This window comes from Psychrobacter sp. 1044 (assembly GCF_904846525.1).
Lineage (GTDB): Bacteria > Pseudomonadota > Gammaproteobacteria > Pseudomonadales > Moraxellaceae > Psychrobacter.
In genome coordinates this window covers 77,990-93,809 of the sequence record NZ_CAJHAZ010000001.1, presented here as the reverse complement: position 1 = coordinate 93,809, position 15,820 = coordinate 77,990, and the positions used below count along the sequence as shown (strand labels likewise).

Here is a 15,820-nt window from a genome sequence, read left to right as displayed (position 1 = left end):
ATGATGCATATATTTAAAGGAGATGATAACTTTGGTAATGACCATACGATATAACGAGGTATTATGATTGCCCAAAGTGATACTGAAACTGACGCAAAATATAGCGATAATTTTTCGGTAAAAACCCTAACAAATAAGACATCAGAAACTCTAAAGTCATCTGCAACGCCGCTTGCACGTAATCATTGGGCGCAAAAGCATCATTATCCGACAGATAAATATAACCCTAACAACATTATTGAGACCCGTGTTGCTAAGATTAATATTGCACAGACCCATATGCAGCAAATCAGTATCGACTGCCAATCAGCGAGCTTGGCAGTGGAAGCTGCGGTTGCTATCGTTATCAATGGTATTCACTATGCGGTATTGATGGCAAGCCCTCAGGAGCTAGAGTATTTAGCCGTCGGATTTTTGTTTAGCGAAGGCTTAATTCAACATAGCCATGAGCTGCTTGATTGGGAAGTTACCCAACTGAATGATATTGGAAATTATCAACAATTCACGCAAGACTCATTTATAAAGGAACGATTTATAAGAGATGCTCCGGATGAAAGTTTAGAATCTGCAGCATTTGAACAAAGCTTATCGTCACTGCAAGATTATGACATTTATGTGGTGGAGCTAGTACTAAACCAGCGTTGCCATCAGCGTATCCAAGCGCAAAAACGTCAGCTAGCAGGGCGTACAGGTTGTGGTATGTGCGGCATCACAGGGCTAACACAAGCACTGCCTGACTTGAGTATCTATCGTCAAAACAGACAAAAGGCAGATACACCAAGTCTTGACTGTCTATTAGCAATACGCCAGCAGGTCGATGCGATGCAGCATACGCACCAATTGACCGGTGCCGTACACGCCGCTGCTACGATGTATAATCAGCAGCTATACCTATTCGAAGATGTAGGGCGCCATAATGCGCTTGATAAGCTGATCGGTTGGCAACTGCGCAATAAAATAGAGATTAGCTGCGTCCTTATGACCTCGCGCCTATCGATTGAACTGATACAAAAATCCATTCGTGGGCGCATCCCTTGGCTAGTCGGTATGTCTGCACCTACCAGTACGGCAGTGCGTGTCGCTGAGCGTTATGGCTTAGGATTAGCGGGTTTTTTGCGTGATAACAGAGTCACTTACTATTCGAATTATTCAGACCTATAAAGTTTTATGCTCGACTCTCTCATGAAGCGCACTCATTCATAAACTCTCATTTGCAGCGTTTTAATGACAGACATACAACCCTGATTTTTCGATAATAAATTGTCTCCTTTTTAGCTCAATCGAAGCTTTTCTAAAACACTATCTATTCCCTATCTCGTTTTATCAAACACACAACGAAATAATGAAGATATTATTTCGCACATTATATTCGATAATTATGATGTTTTTTGACGAACCATCCCTGATTTTTATGCTTGATAATGGCTTAATTTGACCTGTTAATACTTTGAATAGCCATTAATTTATAGTCAAATAAGGAGAATTGAGTAGATAATTCGCATTTAGCGAAAAAATAACTTGTAATTTAAATTATATTTGCTAATATAGGCGTCCTTGATTGGCTGGGTGGCAGAGTGGTCATGCAGCGGACTGCAACTCCGTTAACGCCGGTTCGATTCCGACCTCAGCCTCCAATTATTTAGGTTAAAATTTTATTAGGATTTATATTAATTTTAGCTTGCTTTATTAATATAAATGCTTATAATAGCGACCACTATCTAATAAGTAGAAAGCTTACTTTTAGATAATACAAGTTTTGCCCGGGTGGTGAAATTGGTAGACACAAGGGATTTAAAATCCCTCGCTAGTAATAGCGTGCCGGTTCAAGTCCGGCTCCGGGTACCATTATATTAAAAGGCTTCCAAGCAATTGGAAGCCTTTTTCTTATTGTGCACTTTCTCTTATTAAACTAAATTTTTTCCACTATTTAGACAATTTACTAGTAATGAACTGCTAGCTTTACTGTTAAACGTCCTTCTCACGTTTAGGGTAATAAGCTATATCAATTGTATATAATCAATAGTTAGCCACATCCTATTATCCCATTCTGAAAAGGCAAACCTTGTGTCGTAATAAAAAATAGATAGAACGACCCTAACATGATAAAAAAAGCAGCCACTTTCATAGTACTTAACGGCCTATTGGTGACACTAGCCAGCGCAAGCATTAATTTGGAATCCGTGAGCATAAATAAACGCAGTGCCTGCATAAAGATAGCCTTTAATAATTGCTCATAGATAGTGGCTCCACAGTTTTGTTTAACAAACAGCAGAATCGATATATCGACGATGACTGTAGTAAAAAAAGTATATTTAACATAGTTATTTGAATACGCATTTCCATTGTGTCATTTATAAGCTTTAGGTCGCCTGGCTCTTTTCCTTTTTATATAACTCGTGGTAGGTTGAATAGTCATCGGGTTGGTTGCGTTAAAATACCAAATGGTTTCCCACCTTCCTTTAGTCATGTCTGGCATGATGTCTTCTGCTTGAAAATGCTGCAACTCCTGACTGGCAGGTGACCACCAATATCCTGTCTGCGGACAAGGATGATCTGCCTCACAACGTGAAGATTCCGATACTACACTACTACTGCCACCACCACTATCCGCGATACGCTCAACGAGCATCCAAGTAACAGGAGCTCTACCGACAGCATGTGTCGTATCAGGGTCATAACCGACATTAGCTTCATTCGCTAACATGCCATCTAATAGCACTTGAGCACTGGCATCTGCTCGATTTGGTACATAAATGCCAGCGACAGGGACGACCTCATCTACCTTAACGCTATATTTTTGATTGAGACTATAGATAGGCCATGATTCAGGCGCATTAAGCGCTCCTCTTGATTCAATGCTATAATTTTCTATTAAGTCGTATAAACACCAACCAAAATAACTGGTTATTCCCATGTTAAAAGCGCGTAAGCTTGCCTCTCTTTCCCATTTCTCATAATTCAGCTGTTGCTGCTCTGGCATCCAGTCGATATCGTAATCCATGCTGATAGCCCGAAAATCACTTTTTACATTACCGCCATAGCCTATTGCTGCTAGATCCCCTTTTAACAGCTCTTGATAACCGACGTTAAGGTTGTCTAAAGTGCTACGTAGGTTTGGCAATACCCGCTCGCCCCAAACGATATCAGGTTGTCTATTGATAGGACGCGTACGGTAATCAAAGGGTAAATCATTGACAAATAGCTCCAATGCATATTCAGCAGCTTCTAGCATATTCGCAAAGGCATCGCGCATCTCTTTAAAGTAAGCGGGTGAACTATAGCGTTCTAATAAGTAAATCTCTTGCGGTCTTATAATGTAGTTGTTCATTTTTAGCGGTACTCATACTGTTTAATTGATGTTAGCTGATAAGTTTTTATCTAAGCAATCACCAGCATCACATACAGTATCGAACCGATAAACCACGTTGCATTCACAGCAATGCCTGAATACCATTTCCGCTTAACGGCTTGATTTTGGTTTGCAAAGGCGGCTTGGCGCTCTGCGGTGACAGGCAAGATGTTATACGGATTGTTTATGCCATCCCACATGAGCCGTCGCTGCACTTCAGGATGCAAAGCAGGATTGGCGCTTGATTGATAGATATTACCCTCGGCAAGGTCTAAGTAGCTGATAGTGCAGCACCTAATAATCCAATCAGCGAGACGAAACTCATGAGTAGGATTCTTATCATAAAACTCTTTGGAGGTTTGAGCGATATCAGCACAGGCAAATAATGACTGACTCATGTCCGTTGGGCACGCTTGAGCGTATTCTGTGTTTAAAGGCAGCTCTTCTGCTGGACGCTCCATGTAGGTGCGGATGAATGCCCATTGATCGTAGGAGTTGAGTCGCATATCTTCAAAGCTAATAGAATGTATCAACTCCCCTGTTGACTCATCAATAACATGAAGATTGAGAACTTCAAATATTAAGCCTTCATTACGTCTGACAGAGGCTGTAATATCTTTATAATTAATCAGATGAAAGATAGGTTCTTGCTTTCGATTGTGTTCGTAGTAAGCAATTTGTTGGGTTTTTTTTAGTAATAAGACTTTATTGTATCGAGATTTTTTAATAACCAGCTGCTTAAGTGTTAGGAAAGGGGCAGTAAAAAAAGTAATGAAAATGAAAATAAGACATATAGTTGCGTAGAAATAATAAATTGGTACTCCTTCTTTTATTATTGCATTGAACATAGCATATATTAAAAAGAAGAACTGACCAAACAACCATAATGACCCATAAGAAGCTAAAAGCCATACATTTTGAATAGAATTAATCACTGGATGAAACAGTAAATAATCTGGGTTGACCTCATGAATAAGATTACTTAGTCTATCAATACTGTCATTTTTTTCTTTAAAGCTGGATATCTTACCTTCATAGGGGCGACTGATTATTTTGAACACTGGGGGCTTAGGTGGAAGTGGTAGGAACATAATAGAACTCAACTTAAATATATTGTGTAGTCACTGGCTCAGTATTTGTTATTATCCATGTAAGCAAAGTCATAGAGTGGATAGATAGGGTTTTGAGTGGCATCAGCGATATACTTAATGATTACTCTGCCCTTTTGAATGCTATCTGCACTATAGACGCTGTCTTTGATATAGATATCTTTGACAGTGACCACAGTACCGCTATCTTTGCTTTCTATAACAACTTTACTGTGATCAAAATATGCGCCATTTCCAGTAGGTTGTAGTGAGCCATTAGCAGATGATAATGACATATTGAATAAATTGCTCAAAACCTTGCCATCTTTCGTAACTAGCTCAATAGAAATATGCAACTCACTACTGTCAATAAACTGACCCATCACGACTTGGCTGTTAAATTTGATACCATGTATGCCAGCAACAGCACCTCCTAATATCCCATTTGTTCTACCGTGGTTTTTACTTAACGCACTTCTTGCAAAAAAGCCTGAACAAGCGGTAATAAAACCGCTAATATCCTCTGCTAAGCTATTAAAAGCGGGCTTTGACTGGAACGGATTTATTAGATAATAGTCTTGTCCTCGCATAGCTTGATTACCGAACACGCTGTTGTCTAGCCAATATTCAATAAGTACGTTTTGTTTATCATCATACTTGTAAGCTAGACGCTGAAAGCTATAGCTTAGAGATAATCCTATCATCATAATAGATAATAATACGGCACCGGGAATAGCAGCTGTTCCAGCTGATGACGTACTAACTGCTGCATAACCATAAATTAATCCCGCTGCGGCCGAAGCAGATACAGATACGCCTGATCCAATGGTTAATAAACCAGATGGAATGTTACCATCATTAAACTTACGATAACCATAAATAGTCAAGCTTCCTACTTCCAATACCGCCCCAACTACACCAACCCATCCTGCCCCATATATTAATTTGCTGGCAAAGCTGGTTCTGCCTATTATACTTGCCCCTGCTGCTGTGGTATCCATACTAGCTGTCACAATGGCTAGACTGGTACTTACTGTGCCTAGTTGTGTTTGAGTTAATAATAATTTATCACCTGCATATCTGAGTTTTGAGAGAAATGGTAGGATTGCAACGACTGACTTTAATTGAAAGAAGGTTATAAAGATAGAGAAGCCACCAGCAGCGACATTTGCGCTTTTACCACGCCACTGCCTTGCCTCAGCTGCTAGCTGCTCTGCATCTAAAGCATCAAGGTTGATAGGTTTTCCATTGTTAAGAGGTTCAAGAGAGCTAACACTCTTATTGCTTCGCTTCGCTTCATCAATATGATTGAGTATATAAATCTGCGCTTGAGCAGGAGTATCAATGTTAGGTAACCGCGTGACTGTATTGCCTGACATACCTTCATACTTATTGATCGCTCCTGATTTGATTTTACGTGCTCTAGCATTGATAGCGTCTTTTAGTGTTTTTGGTACAGTCATATCCATAGCATAATTGGCAAAGGCTGACATCGTATCCATACTAGCGATAACTCGCCTCGGTACAATCTTGATGCCAGTATGACCATAAATACTTGCTTGTAGGGTAAGATGTAAATTTTTAAAAGCTTTTGGATCATGATGATACAGTTTAATTAAGTTTTGGCTTAGAGTTTTAACTAGAGCATTCTTATTAGCAGCAGCGCTGCGTTCACTGTTGACTTTTATGCTCTCAAGTTCACTAACGCTAATCTTCTCGCCAAGATAGTCAATACCTGCACCCGCAGCTTCCGTCCCTCTATCTTGTTTACTAAAATCATAAAGTTTTTGGACTAAGTCTTTATCTAATCCACCAAGCGCTTTAAGTAACCAGTTTTGATTTATTTCAGTGCTTTGACTAAGCTGAGGTAATAATACTTTCTGAAATTCTTCATCAGCGATATCATTACCTTTTGATGCAGACTTTGCAAAGGAATCAAGAATACTTTGCGGTAGTCCAAGGTTACTATCATCAATTCCACAACTAGTAATACAACCAGCAACTATAGCCTCAAAACCTCTAGCCGTTTCTTCGTCATGGATAAGATTGATATCAAAATCATTTTCTAAAATGTACTGAAAATTTAACGGTTTTTCCGTATCCGTAATGATAGAAATATAGTTTTTCCGTGCCTCAAGAAGTTGCTTTTTTATTCCAATAACTTGCTGAGAGGTTCGTAGATAAGAACGGTAATTACTTTCATTGATATGTTTGAATATAAGTGTATCGCGATCCGTATCTTTAAATATATCGTTTAAAAAAGTACCAAGATAGTCATCATCACCCCAATTAAACCACTCTTTACCCTCGTATTTGGTTGTTTTTATACTCGATTCTTCAAGATTTTTTATAATCAGCGCGTTTGCTACTTTGCGCAGATTGCTATTTTCCGATAGCTGGCTAATTAGGTAATTACATTTTTCTGCTGCTGCTACCACCTCTCCTACGGGATCAGGCAGGGCGACCATCATGGGTTTTGCTTTTTTTAAAAACTTCAATTCAGTTCTACCCAATTCGTCACTATATCCATCGTCAATACTTTTTTGAAGCGTCTCTACTCTTTCCGAAATACTTCTTTCCATACTTTTGTATAGCTGAAAAGCAGAACGTATAGCACCTTGAATGTCTTCTTTTCGATCTTTTTCATATATTGCAATTTTATCATCGATATCACCGCCCTGTTCTAACCGCTTTCGTTGATGAAAACTATTCATATAATCCAGTTCTGGTAAAAATTTAGACATATATCTAGTATTTTTATTATCAGTCAAGTCATCAACGACGAACTTTTGCATACGCTTATCGCGCAGTGCTTCATCATAAAAGTATTTTTTTAATGTTTCTTTACTTAGCTTGGCATGACTGCCCATAAGCCATACTATTCCACCTGGATCTAAGGTGAGATACTTACTATCTAACGTACTATGATAGTTTCTATCGCAGAGAGCTGGCTGTGCCATTTCCTCGAGGCTGTCATTATCAGGCTCATCTATATTTGTTACCTCTATCTTATTAACGTCTTCTTTGTCCTTTATTACAAAATCATCTTCTTCATAAGTTTTAACTCTTCGTAATGCACCATCTTTACCAGTAAATATCTCTGAAATATACTTTTCGTCATCTCCATAAGGACCAACAAAGTCATAGAAGCAATAAAGGTAGGTCTGTGTAGGTAGGCTAGTAATAGCATTATGTTTAGCTAAATGTGAAGATAACCTATCTCTAAAATAACGCTTATCATTACAATTCAATCCATAGTCGCGCTGACTAAATACTACAGGTAAAATCGGTATACCTGTAGCTCCGCATTCGTAATCACGACAAGATGTTGCTGTTGCTGTTACTGTAATTGTTTCTAATTCCACTTCAAGCAAATCAGGTTCAATAAGAATTTCATAGTCAGGCTCTAATACTACAGGCTCAGTTTTATTTTTACTATTTGATGTCAATCCATCTATAAAACCTAAATCGTTGCTCATGCCACTACCCCCTTACCTTTCATTCGCTCTAAGTCTTTAATGATATTCTTAACGGCTTGCTGCTGCGACATTTTACGCTGAGCAATCAGTAGAGCTTGGCTTATGATTATTTCATAAACTCGATGGGTAATTACCACTTGACCCTTTAACTGCCGCAGTATCATATTTATCCACTCTGTCTGTATGAGCACCTGCCACTGCTGCTGACTGAACCGAAAAGGTAAAGGCTGGAGCTGCTTTAACGCCACTTCCGTATTAGACGGATATACTTCATTGGGTGTCGGCAACGCTATCTCCGTAAAGGTGTTATTCAAATCTATATAATGAATACGAGGTAATCGCAGTTGATATATTTGTAGCTTTTGTTCAGCTGTCCAAATATAGGTTAATAGCGCTAACACTCTAGGATCCCAATAGCGCAAATAGCGACGCTTATTTGTCCCTATTCCATATGCCTGTCCTATCAGATATATACTATGTGTAAGCGTTTCTGTGATTGGTTGATCAAATAGCCATAGACAGACGCTACGCGAATGCGGATAACCAGATATATCATTGGTGTTTTCATATAGTGCCAATGCCAGTAGCTGCTCGAGTAGCCGTTGACCTGTACTACTATCAAGTGACATCTTAATAAGTGCCAAATCATCGCTAAAGCTATGATGAATGCGTTTGATGCGCTCAAATGGCAAATCTATGCCGCAGTCTAATAAGTCAAAGACAGCTGTACCGTAAATATTTAGATCAATAAGGACTGTCAGCGTTTGATATTGATTGTCAGAGACTGTTAGATATAAAGCCTTAAGTTGCTTTTGATAATCGTCAGTCGCTTGAATATCATCGAGAAACTCTACTTTTGGTATTAGCATACCTAAACCGCTCCACCTTTATTGCCAGCACTACCAGTCTTGGCAGCACAGTCGGCAAGCTCGTCTTGCGGCATAGTAATCGTTGGACTACTTTCACCCCCACTCTCCCAATCCACCTTACTTGCCTTATAGCCCACCTGACTTGGCGTGATAAACGTCACATTGCCACCTGATATCTCAATACCGCTGCCTGCGGCTTTCAGCGTTAGCGTATCAAGCGCGATAATCTCAATACTGTCACGGCTATGGATGCGTAGTACTTGCTCACTATCGAGCCGCATCTTGCTTTGATGGGCTTGTATGGTGACATTACCATGAGCAGCGGTATGGGTTTGGGCTTTGTTACTGTAATAATGTATATCGCCTGACACCAACTTATTCATTTGGGTTTGACTATGATAATGAGTGTTGTCTGTCGCATGCGCATGAGTATTTTTAGTACTGCTATATTGGCTGTGCTTTCCGCTTAGCATGGCGAGGTGACGCTGAGAGTCGATCAGTAGATTGGCTTGTTGCCATTGTCCGGCTTCGTTTAATGTTGCGTCATTGGTGTCTTTGCTAAATTGGGCAAATGGGGTTTGCGCATCTTCTTTACTGTTGCTCTTATTATTGCTGCTGCCCTCTAGTCCCACTGGCTGATGGGTGTCAGCCAGCTGAGCGTAAGCTTGTTGATGTTGGTCAGCGGTTTGTAGTTTGCTATGGCTGTTATGGCTCATGTGAGGATTTGATGTGGGGTTTGATGCTTGGCTACTGATATGTAAGCCTGTGCCGCCTTGCACATTGGCGGCGGCTTGGGTCTCGATACTGATACCTTGTCCACGGGCTTGTCCTCGGGTGTGGTCGGTATGCTGATACAGATGACCAATGGTTAGGCTGCTTTGATAGCTACTGCTATAGACGTTAATCTGCGGACTGTCAGTATGAGCGTCAAACATTAGCTGGTTATAGCCGTTGGTTAAGCTGTCTTTGGTCGCCTCGCCTGTTCGACTGCTATCGATACTTTGAGTCTTGATACCGTCTATGGGATAAGCATGGCTTTGATTGATAAACCAAGCGGGACTGGTGGCATCAATGCTACCTGAGTCACTGACGATGCTATTGTGCTGAGCATCAGAATTGCCTTGGCCGTTATGGGTGCTGCCAATGATGATGGGATGAGTAATGTCACCGCCGATGAAGTCGATCAGAACATGTTGCCCATGACGTAGCGGATGGGTTTGTCCCATGTGATCGGCGACGAGGTGACTGGCGATGGGTATCCAGTGTGCGCTATCGTCACCTTCGCTTTGCCAGTGATATCTAATATGCGCACGATGATTACGATCATGAGTAATGGCGCTGCTGTCTGTGTCAATAATACTGGCACTCATCAGACCTGTCAGACTCGGATGCGGTTGTCCTAGTTTGTCCAGCTGTTCCCCATAAGGAATATGGTGATGATGCGGAAACGGTAGGTAGCAGGCATTGATATGATGGACGTTGTCATCGTTGTCGTCATCATTATCATAGTTGGTATTTGGCTGTAAGGTAATGGGATCAAAGGGTACTACCCCCAACCAATCTGCTGGAATATGATTATTAATATGCTGATGAAGAGACACCAGACTGATCGGATCGGTCAAATAAGAGTTGCCATCGATATAGTGGCTACTTGGCAAACTCAGATGACGGATGTTACCGGTTAGGCTGCCTAGATTGGCACGCTGCTGTGCGTTCTGCTGGTAGCGAGTAGCAAGCTTATCGAGACTGTCATCATCAAAACGGCTATGACTGTGTAAAAAGCGCTGATGCGTGCTGTTTGATGAATCGATCGGTTGCTCGCTACTGCTACTGCCAGTATAGATACTCATCAAGCGACTGTCATAACGATGTAGGTCGCTTTGCTGGGTGTGCTGAGCAATACGAGGACGAATGGCAGTAACGCGGTCTTGTCTATCAGCAAGGTTGGCAGGATTTTGACTGAGGATGCTTTGGATATCACTGACATCAGGACGCAATTCTTCTCCATCACTAGGTAGTAAGACTAGGGTATGTTTGTCTGCTTCGTGACGGTAATAGCCTGTGATGCCATAGAGAGCAAGGTATTGGGTTAGATAAGCCAGATCGGTTTGGTTGTATTGGACGCTATGCTGTATATGATAGTTGCTGTCATCACTGAGGCGCTCGTCAATCTCAACGTTCATATCGTATGGACTGATGATTTGGGTAATGAGTTCACTGAGACTGAGATGATGATGACGGCGATTATGACTGTTCAGGCGTAATTGACCTAAGTTAGGTTCACAGATGATGCGGTAGGCGGCCATACCACTGTTGCTACCGAGGGCAGCGACTTCGGTGATGATACCGTGACGAACTTGGCTTGGCAGTAGCTTATCGCCCGTATGCCAATGTATCGAGAGACTTTGCCCTAGCCATTGCTTTATATCCAGTCCTGCTCGTGGATGCAGTAGAGTAATGCTAATACGGTAGCCGCAATAGAGGGCGAGCTGGCGCTGCTGATAGGACTGCGCTCGTTGGTCTTGATGATACGGGCTTGGATAAGCGTCAGGCGTTGGCATAAGAGCGGGCTTATCCCAAACACTGTCGGGCAATGGCATGCCAAGTAAGCTTTCAACCAAGTCAGCCTGTTGAATGAGACTGATGGCAATATCAGGATGGGCACTACTCAGTTGCACATGCCGCTTTGTTTGAGTCCATACCATGATAAGCCCTTTTTTATCAGTCCAAAGGTGGAAAGTTTAATATTGCAAGATTATAATTTGTGCACAGATTGCCCGTTAACTAAGTATTCATTTGTCGTTGATTCAATTAATAGCCATCGTCAGATGAATCACGTTTGGGTTTAATTCCAATCATGTCAGAGAGTATCGCTAACTGATCTTCGTTTTTGATGATATGAGTGAGCCATTGGTCGAGCGGCATATCAGCCCAATCAATCGCCCGACCGAGTAAAAACGTCACCGGGCTGTGCGGCTCATTGGTCGCAAAATAATCTTGAATTTGACCTAATAATTTAAGCGCTTGCTGACGATTGCTTTGATGATCACGGTTGCTAGGATTAAAACTGGTTGAGCTAATATTTTTTGTGCTAGATGATTGCCCACTCCTATCTGATATCGTACCTTCATTATCAGTGATACTGTCCATAGTATCTGCTACGCTTTCTTGAGCGGAAACACTACTAGTGGTATCGAAATATTCTGGTATCAACGGTCGCAAATGTTGGGTCAGGGCAACCAATAAATCCGTGACTGGTGCGAATACCGGCGCATCCATACCCATCAAATCATTTAACTGATCAGTCAGCGCCTGCCACTGCTCAGTAACTTTACTAAGATTGCTCATCAGTGCTTGTTGCCAGGCCTCAGTACTGGTTTTTATAGCGTGGTTATAATCACTTAGTGTTAATTGGTTAGACGATTCGTTATCGGGATTTTGCTGACGCTGCTTGTCATGATCACGAGCGGTTAGATAATAGTTATAGTTATATTTTTCTGTCTTTGTGTCAGAAAGCGATAGCTGCTTAATATCATCAGTGAGCGCCTTGACGAACCATGACAGCAGCCCTGCCCTGATATCCATACTGTCTTCCTCGCCATCTAGCGGCGGATACATGGTGAGCCAATACTCGTCATTGAGTGCCTGTAGCAGACTTAACCCCTGACTAACACCTGCTAAATGGTCGGTGTGACTCAACGCATCGACATACCAAAGTGCCAGCTTCATATCTTTACTAGTATGGCTGAGCAAATCGGCACATTGGTTTTTGACAAAGTCCCAATCGGCGACTTTTAGTTCAGTGACCCAATTGCCTTGTGCCAGTAACGGATCGTCTTCTTGACGAGCAGCGACGATGGCATCGATACGCATGTCAAAGGTAAGGTCTTCACCCACACCGTGACGACTGCCATCGATAGGGGCAATGAGGACATCCATGTTAGCCACTAAGGCATTATCAGTGTTCATTATAGAGATTCTTCCTTAATCGATTTTTTACTGGGTGCTTTTTTGCTAGGTGTTTTTTTACTAGGTGCCTGTTTGACTGGCGTTGCTTTCTTGGCACGTGGTTTTGTAGCAGCTGCTTTGGTAGCTGTTTCCGCACCATGGCTTTCACTGCTTTGCGCCATCTGATTCAAAGGCACAACCGCATCAGTATCCAGACGATAAGCAAAATTATCATCGGCATCGACGAATACGTTAATTTGCTTCAACACACTCTGACTGTCATCATGAGCCAGTAGCTGACCTGCCAGCTGCGGTAGCAAGGTATGACTGATAATAGCGTCGGCATTACGCGCACCAGAGTCAACCTCATGACAACGCGATAAAATCAGCTCAATCACCTCATCGTCAATGATACAAGGCACATCGTAATTGTCACGGATGCGGCCAGTGATTTTGTCCAGTTTAAGGCGAATAATTTCTGCAAGTGCGTCATCTGTCAACGGATAATAAGGAATGACCGTTAGACGACCCAAAAAGGCAGGCTTGAATGATTTATATAAATGCGGATTAATGACCTGCTTTAGACTGTCGCTGTTTGGCAAGCTAAAGTCAGTAACGGCTGGATCCGTATTGATACATGCCTGCATAATCGCAGACGAACCAACATTACTGGTCAATAAAATAAGCGTATTTTTGAAATCAATTAAACGCCCTTCGCTGTCTTCCATCACCCCTTTATCAAAGACCTGATAAAATAAATCCAATACGTCTGGATGGGCTTTTTCTACTTCGTCGAGCAACAGCACGCTGTAAGGACGACGGCGAATCGCTTCGGTTAATACACCACCTTCACCATAGCCAACATAACCTGGAGGCGAGCCCTTTAACGAAGCAACGCTATGGGCTTCTTGATACTCTGACAGGTTAATCGTAATAAGATTGCGCTCACCACCGTACAACACCTCTGATAGTGCCAATGCGGTTTCTGTCTTACCCACACCACTTGGCCCCACGAGCATAAACACCCCTTGCGGGCGATTGGGATCGTCTAAACGTGCTTTCGCCGTGTGGATACGTTTGACGATAGCCGCCACCGAGTGATCTTGACCAATGACTCGCGATTGCAATGTGTCAGCCAAACCCAAGATATGGTCTTTTTCATTGCCTGCCATATCGGTCAATGGAATCCCTGTCCAATCTGAGATAATCTGTTTAATGACTTGTCGATCTAATACCGCATGGATCAAGCGCTGCGTCTCTTGCACCTGTTTTAGCGATTGCTCAATACTCTGATACTCAGCTTGTTTGTCTAAGCGTGCTTTTGCGCTAAGGGCATCAGCGCCATCTGCTTTGCCGTTCAATTGTTGATTGAGCGCGTCAAGCTGGTCATTAAGCTGACGCTGTTCGTGCCAGCGGTTGGTCATATCAGCAATGCTTTGCTGATTGGCTTGGCGCTGCTCATCAAGCACGGCAATTTTTTGGCTAACCTTTTCTTTTTCATCGACGCCGCCGATACGCTCGAGCTGCTGACTGAGATTATTGATATGCTGCTCTAACTGCAACCCTTTGGCGTTTAATCTGTCAAGTTGATTGGGTATGGCGGTCTTAGATAAGCTCACCCGTGCCGCCGCCGTATCTAATACACTGACCGCTTTATCAGGCAGCTGCCTATCGCTGATATAACGTGCGGATAACTCAACCGCCGCTTGTAGCGCATCGTCATCGATTAATATACCAAAATGATTCTGCATCTTGGCACTTAGACCACGAATCATCGCCACTGCTGTCTCGATATCAGGCTCATCGACTTTGACCACTTGGAAACGGCGTGACAACGCTGCATCTTTTTCGAAGTATTTCTTATATTCTGACCACGTCGTCGCCGCAATGGTTCTAAGCTCACCACGAGCCAGCGCAGGCTTTAATAAATTAGCCGCATCGTTTTGACCCGCTTGCCCACCAGCGCCAATCAAAGTATGCGCTTCATCAATGAATAAGATAATGGGCTGTAGCGAGGCTTGTACTTCTTCGATGACTTGCTTGAGACGGTTTTCGAACTCACCTTTGACGCTTGCCCCTGCTTGCAATAGCCCCATATCGAGACTACGTATCGTCACGTCTTTAAGCTGATCAGGTACTTGACCGGCGACTATCTTTTGCGCCAATCCTTCTACTACTGCTGTTTTACCTACCCCTGCCTCACCTGTCAAAATAGGGTTGTTTTGACGACGACGAATCAAAATATCGATCAGTTGATGAATTTCAAACTCACGGCCAATGACAGGGTCTATTTGCTCTGCACTGGCTTTAGCAGTCAAGTCATAAGTATATTTATCTAATGCAGGGGTTGGCTTAGTTTCAGTTTGCTCAGCATTTAAAGACGCTTGATCGTCAGTATCGTTGTCTGCACTATTCGCACCATCATCAGCACCCTTATTGACGCCTTTACTATTGGTAATTTTATTACTGCTTGATCTACTGCCCTCAGTACTACCTAGACATTGACGCTCATAATCATCTTTTAGGGTAAAGCGGTCGATATACTGTAGTGACTCAGGAAGAGTTTTGAGTAGCGACTGATAACGCTCATACGCCAATAGCACGAGCAATATATGACCAGAACGAATTTCTAGCGGGCTATTTTTGTCATCGCTTTGATTATACTGGCTGCTTGCAAGCTCCCATGCGTCTTCTAACAACGCCATCAGACCTTGACTAAATACTGGCGTTGAGCCTTTAGCCTGACCGAAGGTATTTAGCAAATCAGTTATATCGGCTAGTAATGCCTGCTGATTGATCTTATTAAATTTAAGTATTTGAGCCACATCATTGTGCGGCGTGGCAATCAGTTCATGCAACAGATGGACGGTATCGACTTCACGATGCCCATTATTGATACAAAGCCTAGCTGCCTGCTGCAAACACTGTCGGCAACTTGGACTCAAGCGGGTAATTACAGCTTTTAACTGGCTCATAAATCTTTTCCTTTAGCATTCTTATTAGACTTAATACCAAACTCAAAAAGCAAGATTAGCTGTGTCAAACTCGCTTAGCCTACAAGACGTAGTACTTTCACTCGTTTTCCTT

Annotated in this window: 8 protein-coding genes and 2 tRNA genes; 3 read left to right on the top strand and 7 right to left on the bottom strand. The window is 42.2% G+C overall.

The window, feature by feature from the left end; genetic code table 11:
• Positions 1-63 precede the first annotated feature (63 nt).
• From JMX82_RS00380 to JMX82_RS00370, 3 genes are all read left to right on the top strand, one after another.
• Positions 64-1,161, top strand: a complete 1,098-nt coding sequence (locus tag JMX82_RS00380; RefSeq protein WP_201538903.1) for a formate dehydrogenase accessory sulfurtransferase FdhD — start codon at positions 64-66, stop codon at positions 1,159-1,161.
• 399 nt (positions 1,162-1,560) lie between these two features.
• Positions 1,561-1,634 (top strand) — tRNA-Cys (locus JMX82_RS00375).
• 124 nt (positions 1,635-1,758) lie between these two features.
• Positions 1,759-1,845 (top strand) — tRNA-Leu (locus tag JMX82_RS00370).
• 502 nt (positions 1,846-2,347) lie between these two features.
• On the opposite strand, the gene JMX82_RS00365 is transcribed toward JMX82_RS00370, so the two are convergent.
• From JMX82_RS00365 to tssH, 7 genes are all read right to left on the bottom strand, one after another.
• Positions 2,348-3,328 (bottom strand): hypothetical protein, encoded by a 981-nt coding sequence (locus tag JMX82_RS00365; protein WP_201538902.1) that lies wholly within the window; start codon positions 3,326-3,328, stop codon positions 2,348-2,350.
• A gap of 50 nt (positions 3,329-3,378) precedes the next feature.
• The gene (locus JMX82_RS14405) at positions 3,379-4,197 is read right to left on the bottom strand and encodes a DUF6708 domain-containing protein (RefSeq protein WP_320158771.1); all 819 of its coding nucleotides are present in this window, start codon (positions 4,195-4,197) and stop codon (positions 3,379-3,381) included.
• Between the two features lie 281 nt (positions 4,198-4,478).
• A complete protein-coding gene (locus JMX82_RS00355; RefSeq protein WP_201538900.1) occupies positions 4,479-7,916 on the bottom strand; it encodes a toxin VasX in 3,438 nt (1,145 codons plus the stop codon).
• A complete protein-coding gene (locus tag JMX82_RS00350) occupies positions 7,913-8,785 on the bottom strand; it encodes a hypothetical protein (protein WP_201538899.1) in 873 nt (290 codons plus the stop codon). The genes JMX82_RS00355 and JMX82_RS00350 overlap by 4 nt, the downstream gene beginning before the upstream one ends.
• Positions 8,786-8,787: 2 nt before the next feature.
• Positions 8,788-11,490 carry a type VI secretion system Vgr family protein gene (locus JMX82_RS00345; RefSeq protein ID WP_201538898.1) on the bottom strand — a complete coding sequence of 901 codons (2,703 nt, stop codon included), beginning with the start codon at positions 11,488-11,490 and terminating at the stop codon, positions 8,788-8,790.
• Positions 11,491-11,596: 106 nt separating this feature from the next.
• Positions 11,597-12,754 carry a type VI secretion system protein TssA gene (tssA, locus tag JMX82_RS00340; RefSeq protein WP_201538897.1) on the bottom strand — a complete coding sequence of 386 codons (1,158 nt, stop codon included), beginning with the start codon at positions 12,752-12,754 and terminating at the stop codon, positions 11,597-11,599.
• On the bottom strand, positions 12,754-15,708 hold the full coding sequence (gene tssH / locus JMX82_RS00335) for a type VI secretion system ATPase TssH (protein WP_201538896.1): 2,955 nt from the start codon (positions 15,706-15,708) through the stop codon (positions 12,754-12,756). The genes tssA and tssH overlap by 1 nt, the downstream gene beginning before the upstream one ends.
• Positions 15,709-15,820 lie beyond the last annotated feature (112 nt).